Here is a 16180-nt window from a genome sequence, read left to right as displayed (position 1 = left end):
AGCGCGAGCCCCTGGCCAAGGCAAGATTCGCGCAGCGCGACGCGCGGCGTTGTTTACAATGCCGGATTATTCAGTCCGGGCGAACGCCGGCCTGCGACCCAGCCGCCCCGCTCAATCACCGAATCACCGCACCCATATTTTGGAATCTCTCACCCCCGCCCAGCGCAACGCCCACAACGCGAAGCTGTCGAGCTACGCGCATCGGCCGATCGCGTTCCTGTTCCGCTACATCCGCCTCCACCCCGTCGCGCACCTGGTCGTGCTCTGCAGCGTGCTGGCCGCCGTCGGCTGCGCGCTCGGCTCGCAATATGCGATCAAGCACCTGATCGACGTGCTCGCGACCGGACGCCATCACCCGGGCCCGCTGTGGAGCGCGTTCGCGCTGCTCGTCGGGCTGATCGCGGCCGACAACCTGCTGTGGCGCGTCGGCGGCTGGGTCGCCGCGCACACGTTCGTCGCGGTCACCGGCGACCTGCGGCGCGACCTGTTCCAGTACCTGATCGGCCATTCGCCGACGTATTACTCGGAGAAGCAGCCCGGCACGCTCGCCAGCCGCATCACGGCCACGTCGAACGCGGTCTACACGTCGGAGAACACGATGGCGTGGAACGTGCTGCCGCCGTGCATCGCGGTGATGGGCGCGATCCTGATGATCATCGTCGTCAATCCGCTGATGGCGGCCGGCCTGCTCGGCTGTTCGGCCGTACTGTCCGTCATCCTGTTCAAGCTCGCCGGCCGCGGCTCCGCACGCCATCACGCGTTCGCGGCGAAGGCCGCGGCGGTCGACGGCGAGCTCGTCGACGTGATCGGCAACATGGGCCTTGTGCGCGCGTTCGGGATGACGCTGCGCGAACAGAAGCGCTTCAGCGCGACGGTGAAGGCCGAGATGGACGCACGCCAGCAGAGCCTGCTCTATCTCGAAAAGCTGCGGCTGCTGCACGCGGTGATCACCGCGATGCTGTCCGCCGGCCTGCTTGGCTGGGCGCTGTGGCTGTGGGATCAGGGCCGCGCGACGTCGGGCGACATCGTGCTCGTCAGCTCGCTCGGCTTCACGATCCTGCACGGCACGCGCGACCTCGCGGTCGCGCTCGTCGACGTCACGCAGCACGTCGCCCGCCTGTCCGAAGCGGTGAAGACGCTGCTCGAGCCGCACGGGATGCCGGACCGCTCGGACGCGCAGCCGCTGTCGGCCACGGGCGGCCGCGTCGATTTCGAGCGCGTGACGTTCGCGTACCCGCACCGCCGCGCGATCCTCGACCACTTCGACCTGCATATCGAGCCGGGCCAGCGCGTCGGCCTGATCGGCAAGTCGGGCGCGGGCAAATCGACCGTGCTCGCGCTGCTGCAGCGCTTCTACGACACGCAGGACGGCGTCGTGAAGGTTGACGGCCAGGACGTGAAGGCCATCACGCAGGACAGCCTGCGCCACGCGATCGCGCTGGTGCCGCAGGACATCTCGCTGCTGCACCGGACCATCTACGACAACATCGCGTACGGCCGCCCCGACGCGACCCGCGACGAAGTGCTCGCCGCAGCGCGCGACGCGCGCTGCGCGGAGTTCATCGAGGCGATGCCGGAAGGCTATGACACGATCGTCGGCGACCGCGGCGTCAAGCTGTCGGGCGGCCAGCGCCAGCGCATCGCGATCGCGCGCGCGATCCTGAAGAATGCGCCGATTCTGCTGCTCGACGAAGCGACGTCGGCGCTCGACAGCGCATCCGAGGAAGCGATCCAGAGCGCGCTCGACCGACTGATGGTCGGCCGCACGGTGATCGCGATCGCGCACCGCCTATCGACGCTGCGCAACTTCGACCGCATCATCGTGATGAGCAACGGCAAGGTGATCGACGACGGCCCGCCCGAGGTGCTGCGCAACCGCCCCGGCCTGTACCGCGATCTGCTCGCGAAGCAGCACGGCCGCCATCATGCGGCCACCGACGGCAACACGCCGACCGGCGAACGCGTGGCCTGACGCGCGTCGGCATCCGGCCAACGAAAAAGCCGCCGTGCTTGCTCGCACGGCGGCTTTTTCAATTGCAGCGGCAGCAATGGATCGGGATCAGACCTGCTGCAGATCGCGCAGAAAATTGTCCCGCCACACCGACACGTTGTTCTCGCGAAGCTGCGCGATCATGTCCGCATAGCGTGCGCGCCGTTCGGCGAGCGGCATCGTCAGCGCCTGCGACAGCGCATCGGCCATCCCGTCGATATCGATCGGATTGACGATCAGCGCGCCCGTGAGCTCGCGCGCGGCGCCCGCGAAGCGCGACAGCACCAGCACGCCCGGATCGTCCGGATTCTGCGCGGACACGTACTCCTTCGCGACGAGGTTCATCCCGTCGCGCAGCGGCGTCACGAAACCCACGCGCGCGAGCCGGTACAGCGCGGCCAGCAGCTGCCGGTCGTACTGGCGGTGAATGTAGAGGATCGGCGCCCAGTCGAGCTCCGCGTAGCGCCCGTTGATGCGCCCCGACTCCGCTTCGAGCTGCAGCCGGATGTCCTGATACGCGCGCAGGTCCGCGCGCGTCGACGGCGCGATCTGCAGGAACGACACGCGGTTGCGAATCGACGCCTGATGCTCGAGCAGCTTCTCGAACGCCCGGAAGCGCTCGACGAGCCCCTTCGAATAATCGAGCCGGTCGACGCTCATGATCAGTTGCCGCCCGCGCAGCGACGTCGCGAGCGTGCGCACCGCCTTGCCGTGCTCGCCCGCCTGCGCGAGCGACGCGATCTCGTCCGGATACACGCCGATCGGATAGGCGGCCGCGCGCAGCGTCTGGCCGAACGCCCGCACGTGCGCCGTGTGCCCGTCGTGCTCGACCTCGCCGTCCGCCTCGAACGCGACGTAGTCGCAGAACGCGCGCAGATCGGGCTCGGTCTGGAAGCCGAGCAGATCGAACGCGCACAGCGACTCGACGAGCTCGCGGTGCGGCGGCACGTTGACGAGCACCTGCGCGGCCGGAAACGGGATGTGCAGGAAGAAGCCGATGCGGTTCTTCACGCCTGCGTCGCGCAGCGCGCGCGCGAACGGAATCAGGTGATAGTCGTGCACCCAGATCACGTCGTCGTCCTGCAGCAGCGGCACGAGCTGCTGCGCGAGCCACACGTTGACGCGGCGGTAGCCGTCGAATTCGTGGCGATCGTACTGGATCAGGTCCGCGCGGTAGTGAAACGCGGGCCACAGCGTCGCGTTCGAGAAACCGCGGTAGTACTGGTCGTAATCGCGGCGCGACAGCCCGACGGTCGCGAACGTCACCGGCCCGCGCTCCTCGATGCGGATCTGCGGCTGCGGCGCGCCGGACGCGACCACTTCGCCGCTCCAGCCGAACCACATGCCGCCGGTTTCCTTCAGCGCGTCGTAGACGCCGATCGCGAGGCCGCCCGCCGCCGGTTCGCCTTCCGAAATCGGTGCGACGCGGTTTGAAACGATGATGAGCCGGCTCATGCGTGCGGTTGCCCCGCGTCGAGCCAGCGTGCGATCTGCTCATGCAGTGCGTCGACCGAATCGAGCCGCATCCGCGCGGACGTCTCGCCCGCGCCGACCTTGATCGACAGGCCGCCGCGCGCGTTGACCACCGCGAAGCCCTTCTCGTCGGTCAGGTCGTCGCCCGCGAACAGCGGCACGCGGCCCGCAAACGGCGGCTCGTCGAGGAAGGCGGCCAGCGCGCGCCCCTTGTCGACGCCCTTCGGCTTGATCTCGAACACCATCTTGCCGGGTTGCAGCACGTACGCATCCGGATAGTCGGCGACGAGGCGCTCGGCCGCTTCGCGCGCCACCGCCTCGCGCTCGGGCGCATTGCGAAAGTGCAGCGCGACGGCCGCACCCTTGATTTCGAGCAGCATGCCCGGATGGCGATCGACCACGCCTGCGAGCTCGCGCTCGATGCGCAGCAGGCGCTCGTCGTTGAAGCCGATGCGCTGCGTGTCGCCGTTCGCGTCGCGGCGCTCCGCGCCGTGCAGGCCGGCGATCGGCAGGCCGGGCATCTTCAGGAACGTGTCGAGGTTGTCGATCCCGCGTCCGGACACGATCGCGACCGCGCCGTGCGAGCGGCGCGACAACTCGTCGAGCAGCGTCAGCAGCGACGGCGGAACGTGAATGCTGTCGGGGGTCGGCGCCAGCTCGACGAGCGTGCCGTCGAAGTCGAAGAAGAACGCGGTATCGGTCAGGGACAGGGAAGCCGGAACGGATTGCATCGATTCGATAGTCTGAGGGCCGGCCGGCAAAACGCAGGCCGCCACTGCGCGAATGGAGTTGTGCGCATCTTACCGCGCCTGCGCCCCCAGATGGGCGAAACCGGGGCAGCGCGGACGTCGCGCCGCCCGCCGCGTCAACTGCGACATATTGCCCCGCTCGCCGGCCCCGTACCGGTTTCAAAAGGACGCAGGCGCGCGAATTGCGCTACAGTCGCAACCGCCTGCCGCGCGACGCATGGCATCGCGCCGGCCGGTCACCCATTTCGCCCGATCGAGCCCCAGGATGCCGTCTCGCCTCTCCCGCCTCATCCGCACGGCCGCGGCCCTCGCCGCCGCCGTGGCGCTCGCCGCGTGCACGCACGACGAGCCGCGCTGGAACCTGACCAACGTCACCGGCCACCTGCCCGACCTGTCGTTCGAGCTGACGGGCGGCGACGGCCGTCCCGTCGACGCCGACGCGTTCCGCGGCCGCGTCGCGCTCGTCTACTTCGGCTACACGCACTGCCCCGACGTCTGCCCCGAAACGCTGGCGCGGTTGATGGAAGTGCTGGCGAAGCTCGGCCCGCAGGCGGATAACGTGCGCATCCTGTTCGTCTCGGTCGACCCCGCGCGCGATACGCCGCAGGCGATGCAGTCCTATGTCGCCGCGTTCGACGCTGCGCATGCGCGCGGCCTGACCGGCACCGACGGCCAGATCGAATCGCTCGCGAAGCGCTATCGCGTCGCGTACCAGATGGAAAAACGCGATCCGTCCGGCGGCTACGAAGTGACGCACAGCTCGGCCGTCTACGTCTTCGACGCGACCGGCCGCGCACGCCTGCTCGCGACCGATCGCGATTCGCCCGACGCCATCGCCGCCGATGTGCGCCGGATCATCGACACTGCCTCCACGACCTGAATTCCGCCATGAACACGAAAACGACCTTCAAGACGTTCGCCCTCGTCGCCGCGCTGTGCGCCGGCGCGCACGCGTATGCCGCCGGCGCGATCAGCGCGCAGAACGCGTGGGTGCGCTGGCTGCCGAACAAGCTGCCCGCGGGCGGCTACGTGACGCTCGTGAACACCGGCGACAAGCCGATCGACCTCGTCGACGTCGACAGCCCCGACTACGGGATGGCGATGCTGCACCAGACGGTGTCGAACGGCTCGACGCAGAAGATGGAAATGGTCGACAAGCTGACGATCCCCGCGCGCGGCAAGGTCGACATCGCGCCGGGCGGCTATCACTTCATGCTCGAGGAACCGAAGCACGCGATCAAGCCCGGCGACACCGTGCACCTGCGCCTGAAATTCTCCGACGGCGAAACGGTCGATGCGCCGTTCGCCGTGAAATCGCCGGCCAAGACGAAGTGATGCGCGCGCGATGAACGTCCTGTACTGGCTCGATCCGTGGGAACCGTCGCCGACCGTGGTCATCGCGGTGCTGACGGCCGCCGTGCTGTTCGCGCGCGGCGCGAGGAAGGCGAAGGTGTCGCCGCTGCGGCAGTTCTCGTTCTGGTTCGGGCTGACCGCGCTCTACATCGCGCTGCACACGCGGCTCGACTACTTCTTCGAGCATGAATTCTTCCTGCACCGCGCGCAGCACCTCGTGCTGCACCATCTCGGGCCGTTCTTCATCGCGCTGTCCTATCCGGGCGCGGCGATCCGTGCGGGCATTCCGTTCCGCTGGCGGCAGCGCTTCGTGCGCCCCGCGCTCGCGTGGGCGCCGGTGCGGGCGACGCTCGACGTGGTGTTCCATCCGGTCGTCGCAGTCGTGCTGTTCGTCGGGCTGATCTATTTCTGGCTGCTGTCGCCGATCCACTTCATCGCGATGCTCGACTGGCGCCTCTATCGCGTGATGAACTGGAGCATGGTGATCGACGGGCTGCTGTTCTGGTGGCTCGTCGTCGATCCGCGCCCCGCGCCGCCCGCGCGGCTGTCGCCGGGCCGCCGGATCCTGATCGTCGTCGCGGCGATCCCGCCGCAGATCGCGCTCGGCGCGCTGATCTTCTTCACGCCGCACGAGCTGTATCCGATCTATTCGATCTGCGGCCGCGCGTTCACGTGGCTGAGCCCGCTGCGCGACCAGCAGATCGGCGGCCTGCTGCTGTGGATTCCCGGCTCGATGATGAGCGTGATCGGCGCGCTGATCGCACTGCGGCACTGGCTGCGGCTGTCCGCGCGCGGGCGCCTGATCGGCGAACGGGTCGCGCAGCGCGCGGACAAGCCGCCGGTCGCACGCACCGCGCACTGACCGCCGCGGCGCGCGTCATGCTCGCGCGCTGCTCATCCACACGTGCGGGATGCCGTCCTCGTCGTGCACGTCCGAACTCGGCGTGAAGCCGAATGCCCCGTAGAAACGCTGCAAGTGGGCCTGCGCATGCAGGCTCACCGGCGTATCAGGCCATTGCGCGCGGATATGCTCGAGCGCGCGCGACAGCAGCCCGTTGCCGAGGCCCGCGCCGCGAAACGCGGCGGTCGTCAGCACGCGGCCGATGCGCACGTCGGTGTGCTGCGCGTCCGGCAGCAGCACGCGCAGATAGCCGGCCAGGCGGCCGGCCGGATCGAAGGCGGCCAGGTGCCACGCGGCCTGGTCCGCATCGTCGATGTCGCGATACACGCAGTTCTGTTCGACGACGAATACGGCGCTGCGCGCTTCGAGGATCGAATAGATTTCGCGTGCCGTCAGCGCGTCGAAGGGTTTCCAGCGCCAGTCGAGATCGGCGGCGCTCGGGGATGCGGCGGGTGCGGAGGCGTTCATGTGCGGTCCTGATTCGGGCGCGCCGGCCGGCGCGCGGCAACCGTCGATTATGCCTCGAAGCACGCGTCGCGCGCGACCGCCTGCCCGCGCGCGAAAAAAAGGCCCCGCATCGCGCGGGGCCTGCTCGTCATGCGGTCATGCCGGCATCTGGCCGAAGCGGCCGCTGTTGAAATCGTCGATCGCGGTCCGGATTTCCTCTTGCGAATTCATCACGAACGGGCCGTAACCGACGACCGGCTCGTCGATCGGCTCGCCGCTCAGGATCAGCAGCTTCGCGTCGCCGTTCGCTTCGATCTCGACGTCGCTGCCGTCGCGGCCGAGTTGCACGAACTGCGCTTCGCGCGCCACCGTCTCGCCGTTCACCAGCACGGTGCCGCTCAGCACGACCACCGCGAGCGTGCGCCCTTCGGCGACCGGGAACCGCGCATGGCCGCCCGCCACGAGCCGCACGTCCCACACGTCGATCGGCGTGTGCGTGCGGGCCGGGCCGCGCCGCCCGTCGAACTCACCGGCGATGATCCGCGCGCGCCCCGCGCCGTCCGGCAGCTCGACCACCGGGATATCGGCGTTCAGCAGCGTCTGGTAGCCGGGCGCGCCCATCTTGTCCGCGGCGGGCAGGTTCACCCACAGCTGCACCATCTCGAGCGGGCCGCCCCGCGTCGTGAACGCCTCCGAGTGGAATTCCTCGTGCAGGATCCCGCTCGCGGCCGTCATCCACTGCACGTCGCCCGGGCCGATCGTGCCGCCCGCGCCGGTCGAGTCGCGGTGCGCGACTTCGCCGTCATAGACGATCGTCACCGTTTCGAACCCGCGGTGCGGATGCTGGCCGACACCGCGCGGCGCGCTCGCCGGTTCGAACGTCGCCGGGCCGGCGTAATCGAGCAGCAGGAATGGGCTCAGGTGCGTGCCGTGAGACTGGTAGCTGAACATCGAACGCACCGGGAAACCGTCGCCGACCCAATGGCCGCGCGGCGCACTGTACACACCCTGGATCTTCTTCATTTGCCTTCTCCGAATTGCGGCGAAACCCGTGTTTCGCATCCATGAGCGACAATATAGAGATGGAACGATCGATCCGGTAGACTGCCGAAATCGCACTCAGCGTTCCATTTCATGAACGATAAAGCGCGGGATCTGAACGATCTCTACTACTTCGTGCAGGTCGTCGAACATGGTGGCTTCGCGCCGGCCGGGCGCGCGCTGGACATGCCGAAATCGAAGCTGAGCCGCCGTATCGCGCTGCTCGAGGCGCGGCTCGGGATGCGGCTGATCCAGCGTTCGACGCGCCGCTTCACGGTCACCGACGTCGGGCAGACCTATTACGCGCATTGCCGCGCGATGCTCGTCGAGGCCGATGCCGCCGACGAGGCGATCGCGCTGCTGCACGAGGAGCCGCGCGGCATCGTGCGCGTCAGTTGCCCGATCGTGCTGCTCGATTCGCTGGTCGGCACGATGATCGCCGCGTTCATGGCCGCGTGCCCGCGCGTCGAGATTCACCTGGAAGCCACCAACCGGCGCGTCGACGTGGTCGGCGAAGGGATCGACGTCGCGATCCGCGTGCGGCCGCCGCCGCTCGAGGACAGCGATCTCGCGCTGCGCGTGCTCGCCGAGCGCGGCCAGTGCCTCGTCGCGAGCCCCGCGCTGCTGCGCGAGCATGGCGTGCCGGCCGTTCCCGCCGATCTGACGCGCCTGCCGAGCCTCGATCACGGCGTGCCGCAGTCCACGCACGTGTGGCGGCTGCGCGGGCCCGACGGCGCGCACGCGGAAATCCATCACCAACCGCGCTTCGTGACGGGCGGCATGCTCGCGCTGCGCGCGGCGGCCGCCGCGGGCGTCGGCGTCGTGCAGTTGCCGACGATGATGGTGCGCGACGAGGTGTCGCGCGGTGAACTGGTCACCGTGCTGCCCGACTGGGCGCCGCGCCGCGAAATCGTGCACGCGGTGTTCGCGTCGCGCCGCGGGCTGCTGCCGGCGGTGCGGGCGTTGCTCGATTTCCTGGCCGAGCGGTTCGCCGAACTCGAACCCGACTGAACGCGCCGCATCACGCACAACCGTGCGCTGCAGACCGCGCGCGCGTGCCGTAGACTGCGGTACGCGCAATGCGCATTTTCACAACCCCTATCGCTTTCCCGCCATGTTCACGCTGTCCAACGACCCTACCGCCTCCAAGGCCGATCAATACGCGACGCTCGTCGAGCAGGCACGCGCGCTCGTCGAATCCGAACGCGACCTGACCGCGAACGCCGCGAATTTCTCCGCGCTCGTGTATCACTCGCTCGATCGCCTGAACTGGGCGGGCTTCTACTTCTTCGACGGCGCCGAGCTCGTGGTCGGGCCGTTCCAGGGCAAGCCCGCGTGCGTGCGGATCGCGCTCGGCAAGGGCGTGTGCGGCACGGCCGCGCAAACGCGCGAGACGCAGGTCGTGCGCGACGTGCACGACTTCCCCGGCCATATCGCGTGCGATGCGGCGTCGGAATCGGAAATCGTCGTGCCGCTGGTGGCCGCCGACGGCACGCTGATCGGCGTATGGGACGTCGACAGCCCGGTCGCCGCGCGCTTCGACGACGAAGACCGCCAAGGGATGGAAGCGCTGTGCCGCGTGTTCGTCGAACACGCGTGGCAGAAGGCGCGCGGTTAAGCGTCGCGGCGCCGCGGCGCTGGCCGCCGCGAACGACACGGGCCCCGCGAAGGGGCCCGTTTCATTGCAATGCCGCGCCGCCGTCTGCGGCGCACGACCGGCGTCAGGCCGCGTGCGTGCCCGAAAGCGCGGCGAACCCCTGCGGCTTCGCGTCCTCGGTCAGCACCTCGAAGCCCGTTTCCGTCACCACGACCATGTGCTCCCACTGCGCGGACAGCGAATGGTCCGCCGTGACGACGGTCCAGCCGTCGGCCAGCATGCGCGTGTCGCGCTTGCCCGCGTTCAGCATCGGCTCGATCGTGAAGATCATCCCCGGCCGCAGCGGCAGGCCGGTGCCCGGGCGACCGTAATGCAGCACCTGCGGCTCGTCGTGATAGACGTCGCCGATCCCGTGTCCGCAATACTCGCGCACCACGCTGAATCCTTCGCGATGGGCGACCTGCTGGATCGCATAGCCGACGTCGCCGAGCGTCGCGCCGGGACGCACCGCGCGGATGCCGGCATGCATCGCCTCGTAGGTCGACGCGACGAGCCGCCGCGCGAGTTCGTTCGGTTCGCCGACGAAATACATGCGGCTCGTATCGCCGAACCAGCCGTCCTTGATCACCGCGATGTCGAGGTTCACGATATCGCCGTCACGCATCGGCCGCGACGTCGGAATGCCGTGACAGACCACGTGATTGACCGACGTGCACAGCGTCTTCGGATAGCCGTGGTAGCCGATGTTCGCGGGGATCGCGCCCAGTTCGTCGACGATGTATTCGCGGCAGCGCGCGTCGAGCTCGTCGGTGGTGACGCCCGGCTTCACGTGCTCGGTGATCATCGTCAGCACCTGCGACGCGAGCTTCGCGGCTTCGCGCGACTTGGCGATTTCCGCGGCACCGCGGATCGGAATTTCGCGTTTCCCCATTACGCCACCTGCTCGATGCTCTGCGCGACCGTCTCGGCCGGCCCCACGTCGCCGCCCCGCGCCTCGGCCTCGATCAACATCTTGCAGATGTCGCCGTAGGAGAGCGCCGGATTGAGTTCCGCCAGCATCCCGACGCGCAGCCAGTGTTCGGCCTGTGCATTGATCGAACGGCTCAGCGCCGTGCTCGTCGAGCGCAGCCGTTCATGCATGTGCTCGGAAATCTTGATGATGCCCATATATCCCCAATTAAACGAAACGTAGCTGTTTCGTATATTACGCCGTGCACGACGACCGGGCAAGCCGTTCGCGCGCGCCTCCCGCCGCCCAGCGGCCGGAAATGCCATTGACATCAAATTCCAGTTTGCTGGAAAATCAATCCATCATGAAAGAATCAACGATCACCGCGGCCGACGATACCGGCATCAACGAGCGCATTGCCCGGCGCGTGCGCGACCTGCGCACCGTCCGAGGCTACACACTCGACGCGCTGGCCGCGCGTTCCGGCGTCAGCCGTTCGATGATCTCGCTCATCGAACGCGCGGCGGCCAGCCCGACGGCCGTCGTGCTCGACAAGCTCGCGGCCGGCCTCGGCGTGTCGCTGGCCGGGCTGTTCGGCGGCGACCGGGACGACGCGCCCGCCCAGCCGCTCGCACGGCGCGCGCAGCAGGCCGAATGGCGCGATCCGGCGTCCGGCTATGTGCGACGCAACCTGTCGCCGGCCGGCTGGCCGTCGCCGATCCAGCTCGTCGAGGTCGATTTCCCGCCCGGCGCGCGCGTCGCGTACGACAGCGGCGGGCGCGAAAGCGCGCTGCATCAGCAGGTGTGGATCATCAGCGGCCGCGTCGACGTCACGTTCGGCGATACGCTTCACGAACTTCGCGAAGGCGACTGCCTGGCGATGCGGCTCGACCAGCCGCTGATCTTCAGCAATCCGTCGCCGCATGCGGCGCGCTATATCGTCGCGATTTGCGATGCATCCGCCGCCGGCATGCGCGGCGCGTAATGCGCGCGCCGTGTGTGCAACCGGTTTAGCCAAACAGGAAGGAAACGTATGAATTCCCCGACACAGCGCGACGACGTGCGCCTGATCGATTGCAGCGAGGCCGAACACGCGGCGGCCATTCTCGAGATCCTGAACGACGCGATCGTGAACTCGACCGCGCTGTACGACTACCGGCCGCGCCCGCCGGAAGCGATGATCACGTGGTTCGCGACGAAGCGCGCGGGCGGCTTTCCGATCATCGGCGCCGTCGACGCGGCGGGCACGCTGCTCGGCTTCGCGAGCTGGGGTACGTTCCGCGCGTTTCCGGCATTCAAGTACACGGTCGAGCACAGCGTCTACGTGCGCAACGATCAGCGCGGTCGCGGGCTCGGCGAACTGCTGCTGCGCGAAGTGGTCCGGCGTGCGCGCGAAGCGCAGGTCCACGTGCTGGTCGGCTGCATCGACGCGGCCAACGCCGGCAGCATCGCACTGCATACGAAACTGGGGTTCGAGCACGCGGGCACGATCGCGGAGGCCGGATTCAAATTCGGCCGTTGGCTCGATGCGGCGTTCTATCAACTGAAGCTCGAGACGCCGGTGCAGCCGGTGGATGGGTAATTGCTTTGCGGCCGGCGCATAAATCGACGCCAAGACTTACCCCACCCTACCCGCATCGTTTTGCCACCGGACGCTCTCTTCCGACCAGTCTCTCGACCCACTATGTAACGACGCGCGAGCGGCACGGGCAATTTTCAGCAGAGCGGCAACGGCAGCCGTATTTTTATTTATCAGGCATTCACCTTGAATGCCGCCTTCTTTTACGTGGATATATAATCGACGCAAGATGCGGCGGCTAGCATTTACTGCGGCAACCGTCTTTAAATGCGCAATAGAGATCGTCCACGCAAGCACGTCTGATGCAGATATCGTGATCTGCACCTGAATTCGAAGCCGAAACTACAACGCCCAGTGCTGACAAAAATAATCTTCATTCCCAATGGAGAAACATTCAATTTAATTGGATATGAAATCATCAAATCAACTACTAGGGGTAAACGATAGATAGCTTGCCACACCTTATTTAAGGAAATTTCCTAATATGATCTGACGGGGATCTACAGATCTGATTATTGCTTGCCACATGAAAATCATTACGGCACCATTTTTTTAAAATTATCGGGAAATTTCACCAAGACCCCTGGCGGCCGCAGACAGGGCAGAAAGACCTATTGCCGACGAAAAAACATTTTCTGGGCGCGAACGCTGAACATTGCCGAAAATATACAGCCCGAATCGCAGATGCCGTGAATTTTGCCTGCTAAAGAGTATCGGATCGTCAATCGCAGATTGCGGAGGCGTTTATGTAAAAAATCAAGCCATCCATGAACCGAGTGTGGCGAAACACCAAATCCATCTTTCATCGTGGAGACCGAAAATGACTTCCTATTATGTCGACTTCAACAACGACACCAAGCAAACCTGGACCATGGCTGTATATCAGACCCTGCCGAGTTCCATTGGATTGGAAAGCGTGTCGTGGAAGCAAACGACCGTTCCTCAAAGTGGCGCCAGCGGTGTGACGTGGGATATTTTCTATAACGTCGCCATTGCCAATTACCAGCAGATTGGCGGCATCGGAGTCTACAAAGCCAGTCAGACGCTGACGACGGAATTGGGGACGTCATGGGACTGCATTTTTAAAGACAACGTCCAGCAATTGGTGCCGGGGTCCGGTTCCGTACCTCCGGATTCCGTCCTGATCAACAACAAGTCGACCAATCTCGCGAACCTTGGTATCGGCATGAGCGGTCAGGGATCCGTGTTCAAGAAGGGCGTGGTCAGCGGCGCATCGGCTCAGTTCCAGGTGACACCGACTTATTGGGTCGGCTTGTTCAATTCACTCGTCCTCGGCGAAGTGATCTCGAGCAACGTCGTCGTGGGTCCGCTACAGCTGTCTTATCCCAGCGGGCAGAACCTCGCAACCGTCAATGCATACATGGACGGCAACACGATCAAGCTCAACGTCACATATGGCCAGCAAGTGGCCGTCGAAAATAGTGTGGTGGACAGAATCATTGCTGCGCAACCGACGCGATCAGGGATTTTGCTCGAGTACGGCAACTAAACGGCTACGTGCTCTTGTCATGCGAGGGACAGGCGCCGTTACGGCGCCTGTCTTGTTACACAAAATTTTCCGATGTGGACAATTGATATGCGAACCATTGCCAAGATTCTCTTTCCGACCTTGATGGCCTGCCTTGTGTTCAACGGAGAAGCCGGCGCCGCCGAAAAATCCTTTTGCTATTACCATCACAATTGCCCTGCCGACGGAAAACTGCCGAAAGGTCAATTGCCCGAGCAATATACCAAGCGCCAGTGCACGAACGGTGGAGGAAAGAGCTGGGGCGACGGCCCGAAGAGCTGTGAGAACGTAAACGATTGACGGGCCTTGGTATTGAGGGACGACTTCAGACGTGATTGCACGAATTTCGACGATGCCGACATTTTTGCCGGACCGAACCCGTCGGCAAAGGAATTCTCCTGTGAACCGCCCTGGTTATTCGGAGATTTTCTGTCGATACCGCCTATGTCGATTGACACGTAGCAATCCATCGCGACGAGATCGACGGTCAATCGCCCCTCAAAATCACACTGCCTGCCCGGACGATGCAATAGCAGGAAGAATGGCGTAGTTATTTAACATCCCAACGACTGCTTTTATATTTGTGGCGCATCTTTATCTCGTGCCTAAACGGTGCGCTCGCAGCCCCCTGCCACTTCCCTCGTTGTGGCAGGGGTTTTTTAGTGTCTTCCGATATTACGGTCGCACGGTCGGGCCCTGCCATAGAAAGACCTTCCAAACGGGTTGGACGAGTTGCGCGGCGGCTGGAGCGCAGCCACTTTCAAGAAATGACGCTCGAACAGCGCTTCGTGCCGGAACTCTGCATGTGCGCCCGAAGCCGGAGGGCAGCGCGACCGCCACCATTGATGGAAAGCCCATTACCGGCGGCGGCCGCAAGTACCACTCCTCCCCGCAGTACGAAGCCCTCGTTCCGATCCTGCGGCCACGGGGCGGTATTACCCTCACACGTTCGACGGCCGAAAAATCGCCATCGATGGCATGAAAACCGCGTGCGGAGCGACGCTGATCGCATCCTGGTCGTCCCGACGTCGGCTCGGGTAACGCGACGACTGGTGTCGCTACGTCCGCCCAGTAACCCTGAAACCCGATGCGGTGAAGAACGGTGCCCGTTCCTGACCATGCCCGAGCCGATGCTTCGCCTGCAGGCGTGGTTACGCGTGCCTCTTGAGTGGTTCGAGGCGGCTTTGTATTGCTCCGGGTGATTTACTTACGAGAATGAAAGCGCCGCAGAAAAAAGAAAAGCCCTGACGAATCAGGGCTTTATCTCGTTCTACCTGGAGGCGCGAGCCGGAGTCGAACCGGCCTAAACGGCTTTGCAGGCCGCTGCATAACCGCTTTGCTATCGCGCCAAAAGCGGACTGTCCGGATGCCGTGAGGCAAGCGGCAGATTTTTATTCGAGGACCGGAAGTCCATCAAATAAAAAGGGAAGCGTGGCTTCCCCATTACTGGAGCGGGAGACGAGTCTCGAACTCGCGACCTCAACCTTGGCAAGGTTGCGCTCTACCAACTGAGCTACTCCCGCATTGTCCTGCACCTGCAGCGCTTCGCCGACCAACACGCTGCCAGAAAAATCTGGAGCGGGAGACGAGTCTCGAACTCGCGACCTCAACCTTGGCAAGGTTGCGCTCTACCAACTGAGCTACTCCCGCATGTGTCCTGCATCTGCAGCGCTTTGCCAACCAACACGCTGCCAGAAAAAAATCTGGAGCGGGAGACGAGTCTCGAACTCGCGACCTCAACCTTGGCAAGGTTGCGCTCTACCAACTGAGCTACTCCCGCGTATTGCTGCGCTACTGCTTCCCCGTCACACACTTAATTCGTCGTGCAGCGGAGAAGCGAGATTATGTCGAAGGCACATTCGTGTGTCAAGGGCTTTTCCAACCCTTTTTACAAAAACCGCTGCCGAACCGGCGCAGCAGGTCACGCGCCGCCGCGCTCGCGAATCTGCGGCCATGCGAGCTTCATGTAGTACAGCATCGACCAGATGGTCAGCACCGCGGCCAGGTACATCAGCCACTCGCCCCACACGCGCGTATCGATCGTCACGATGCCGAGCGGCAGCGGCCCGTAGAACAGCAGCATCGGAATCGCGACCATCTGGCACGCGGTCTTGAACTTGCCGAGCTGGTTCACCGCGACGCTCTTCGACGCGCCGATCTGCGCCATCCATTCGCGCAGCGCCGAAATCGCGATCTCGCGACCGACGATCACGAGCGCGATCGCCGCGTCGACCCGCGAAATCTGCACGAGGATCAGCAGCGCGGCCGTGACCATCAGCTTGTCCGCCACCGGGTCGAGAAACGCGCCGAACGACGACGTCTGGTTCCACTTGCGCGCGAGGAAGCCGTCGAACCAGTCGGTCAGCGCGGCGAGGATGAAGATCGCCGCCGCCGCGAGATTGCGGTGCGCGCCGCCCATCACCGTGTCCGGCAGATAGAACACGCCGACGACGAGCGGAATCAGCACGATCCGTACCCACGTCAGGAAAATCGGGAAATTGAACGGCATGGCATGCGGGACAGTAAAGGATTCGCAATTGTGCCGTGTCGACCGGCCTGCCACAAGAACGCTG

The 16180-nt window shown here is 65.2% G+C and carries 17 protein-coding genes and 4 tRNA genes; 10 read left to right on the top strand and 11 right to left on the bottom strand.

Annotated features, from left to right (window positions below; all coding sequences use genetic code 11):
* Positions 1–139 precede the first annotated feature (139 nt).
* Entirely contained in the window at positions 140–1972 is a 1833-nt protein-coding gene (locus tag KR541_RS05435; RefSeq protein ID WP_050011436.1) for an ABC transporter ATP-binding protein, read from the top strand.
* An 87-nt stretch (positions 1973–2059) separates the two neighbouring features.
* Here the strand turns inward: KR541_RS05435 and otsA are convergent, their stop codons facing one another.
* Together otsA and otsB are read right to left on the bottom strand one after the other, a co-directional pair.
* Complete coding sequence (gene otsA, locus KR541_RS05430) at positions 2060–3445, bottom strand: alpha,alpha-trehalose-phosphate synthase (UDP-forming) (RefSeq protein WP_124556929.1); 1386 nt, start codon at positions 3443–3445, stop codon at positions 2060–2062.
* On the bottom strand, positions 3442–4194 hold the full coding sequence (gene otsB, locus KR541_RS05425; protein WP_124556928.1) for a trehalose-phosphatase: 753 nt from the start codon (positions 4192–4194) through the stop codon (positions 3442–3444). Before otsB ends, otsA begins: the two co-directional genes overlap by 4 nt.
* 235 nt (positions 4195–4429) lie before the next feature.
* On the opposite strand from otsB, the gene KR541_RS05420 reads away from it, so the two are divergent.
* The 3 genes from KR541_RS05420 to KR541_RS05410 are packed head-to-tail and all read left to right on the top strand — an operon-like array spanning position 4430 to position 6427.
* Positions 4430–5092 (top strand): SCO family protein, encoded by a 663-nt coding sequence (locus tag KR541_RS05420; protein ID WP_425542604.1) that lies wholly within the window; start codon positions 4430–4432, stop codon positions 5090–5092.
* Positions 5093–5100: 8 nt separating this feature from the next.
* Entirely contained in the window at positions 5101–5547 is a 447-nt protein-coding gene (locus KR541_RS05415) for a copper chaperone PCu(A)C (protein ID WP_050011440.1), read from the top strand.
* A gap of 10 nt (positions 5548–5557) precedes the next feature.
* The gene (locus tag KR541_RS05410; protein ID WP_050011442.1) at positions 5558–6427 is read left to right on the top strand and encodes a cytochrome c oxidase assembly protein; all 870 of its coding nucleotides are present in this window, start codon (positions 5558–5560) and stop codon (positions 6425–6427) included.
* A gap of 15 nt (positions 6428–6442) precedes the next feature.
* Here the strand turns inward: KR541_RS05410 and KR541_RS05405 are convergent, their stop codons facing one another.
* Positions 6443–6934, bottom strand: a complete 492-nt coding sequence (locus tag KR541_RS05405; protein WP_089488277.1) for a GNAT family N-acetyltransferase — start codon at positions 6932–6934, stop codon at positions 6443–6445.
* A gap of 135 nt (positions 6935–7069) precedes the next feature.
* On the bottom strand, positions 7070–7936 hold the full coding sequence (locus tag KR541_RS05400; protein ID WP_050011444.1) for a pirin family protein: 867 nt from the start codon (positions 7934–7936) through the stop codon (positions 7070–7072).
* A gap of 111 nt (positions 7937–8047) precedes the next feature.
* On the opposite strand from KR541_RS05400, the gene KR541_RS05395 reads away from it, so the two are divergent.
* On the top strand, positions 8048–8965 hold the full coding sequence (locus KR541_RS05395) for a LysR family transcriptional regulator (protein ID WP_050011446.1): 918 nt from the start codon (positions 8048–8050) through the stop codon (positions 8963–8965).
* Between the two features lie 103 nt (positions 8966–9068).
* A complete protein-coding gene (locus tag KR541_RS05390; protein WP_050011447.1) occupies positions 9069–9572 on the top strand; it encodes a GAF domain-containing protein in 504 nt (167 codons plus the stop codon).
* Positions 9573–9675: 103 nt separating this feature from the next.
* Here KR541_RS05390 and map read toward each other — a convergent pair whose 3' ends face one another.
* The gene (gene map, locus KR541_RS05385; protein WP_050011448.1) at positions 9676–10482 is read right to left on the bottom strand and encodes a type I methionyl aminopeptidase; all 807 of its coding nucleotides are present in this window, start codon (positions 10480–10482) and stop codon (positions 9676–9678) included.
* On the bottom strand, positions 10482–10718 hold the full coding sequence (locus KR541_RS05380; RefSeq protein ID WP_050011449.1) for a ParD-like family protein: 237 nt from the start codon (positions 10716–10718) through the stop codon (positions 10482–10484). The genes map and KR541_RS05380 overlap by 1 nt, the downstream gene beginning before the upstream one ends.
* A gap of 146 nt (positions 10719–10864) precedes the next feature.
* Here KR541_RS05380 and KR541_RS05375 point away from each other — a divergent pair, with 146 nt between their 5' ends.
* The 4 genes from KR541_RS05375 to KR541_RS05360 all read left to right on the top strand — a co-directional run bounded on the left by KR541_RS05375 (position 10865) and on the right by KR541_RS05360 (position 13907).
* Positions 10865–11485: a helix-turn-helix domain-containing protein gene (locus KR541_RS05375; protein ID WP_050011450.1), complete on the top strand. Its 621-nt coding sequence runs from the start codon at positions 10865–10867 to the stop codon at positions 11483–11485.
* Between the two features lie 48 nt (positions 11486–11533).
* Positions 11534–12082 (top strand): GNAT family N-acetyltransferase, encoded by a 549-nt coding sequence (locus tag KR541_RS05370; RefSeq protein ID WP_050011451.1) that lies wholly within the window; start codon positions 11534–11536, stop codon positions 12080–12082.
* Positions 12083–12899: 817 nt separating this feature from the next.
* A complete protein-coding gene (locus tag KR541_RS05365; protein WP_050011453.1) occupies positions 12900–13589 on the top strand; it encodes a hypothetical protein in 690 nt (229 codons plus the stop codon).
* An 87-nt stretch (positions 13590–13676) separates the two neighbouring features.
* A complete protein-coding gene (locus tag KR541_RS05360; RefSeq protein ID WP_080334137.1) occupies positions 13677–13907 on the top strand; it encodes a hypothetical protein in 231 nt (76 codons plus the stop codon).
* A 975-nt stretch (positions 13908–14882) separates the two neighbouring features.
* Here KR541_RS05360 and KR541_RS05355 read toward each other — a convergent pair.
* From KR541_RS05355 to pgsA, 5 genes are all read right to left on the bottom strand, one after another.
* Positions 14883–14956, bottom strand: a tRNA-Cys gene (locus KR541_RS05355).
* Between the two features lie 98 nt (positions 14957–15054).
* Positions 15055–15130: transfer RNA gene (locus KR541_RS05350), tRNA-Gly, on the bottom strand.
* Between the two features lie 51 nt (positions 15131–15181).
* Positions 15182–15257, bottom strand: a tRNA-Gly gene (locus KR541_RS05345).
* A gap of 54 nt (positions 15258–15311) precedes the next feature.
* Positions 15312–15387 (bottom strand) — tRNA-Gly (locus KR541_RS05340).
* 141 nt (positions 15388–15528) lie between these two features.
* A complete protein-coding gene (gene pgsA, locus KR541_RS05335) occupies positions 15529–16116 on the bottom strand; it encodes a CDP-diacylglycerol--glycerol-3-phosphate 3-phosphatidyltransferase (protein ID WP_006482193.1) in 588 nt (195 codons plus the stop codon).
* Between the last annotated feature and the right edge of the window lie 64 nt (positions 16117–16180).

This window comes from Burkholderia sola, assembly GCF_905400185.1.
Lineage (GTDB): Bacteria > Pseudomonadota > Gammaproteobacteria > Burkholderiales > Burkholderiaceae > Burkholderia > Burkholderia sola.
This window is presented reverse-complemented; position numbering and strand designations above follow the sequence as displayed.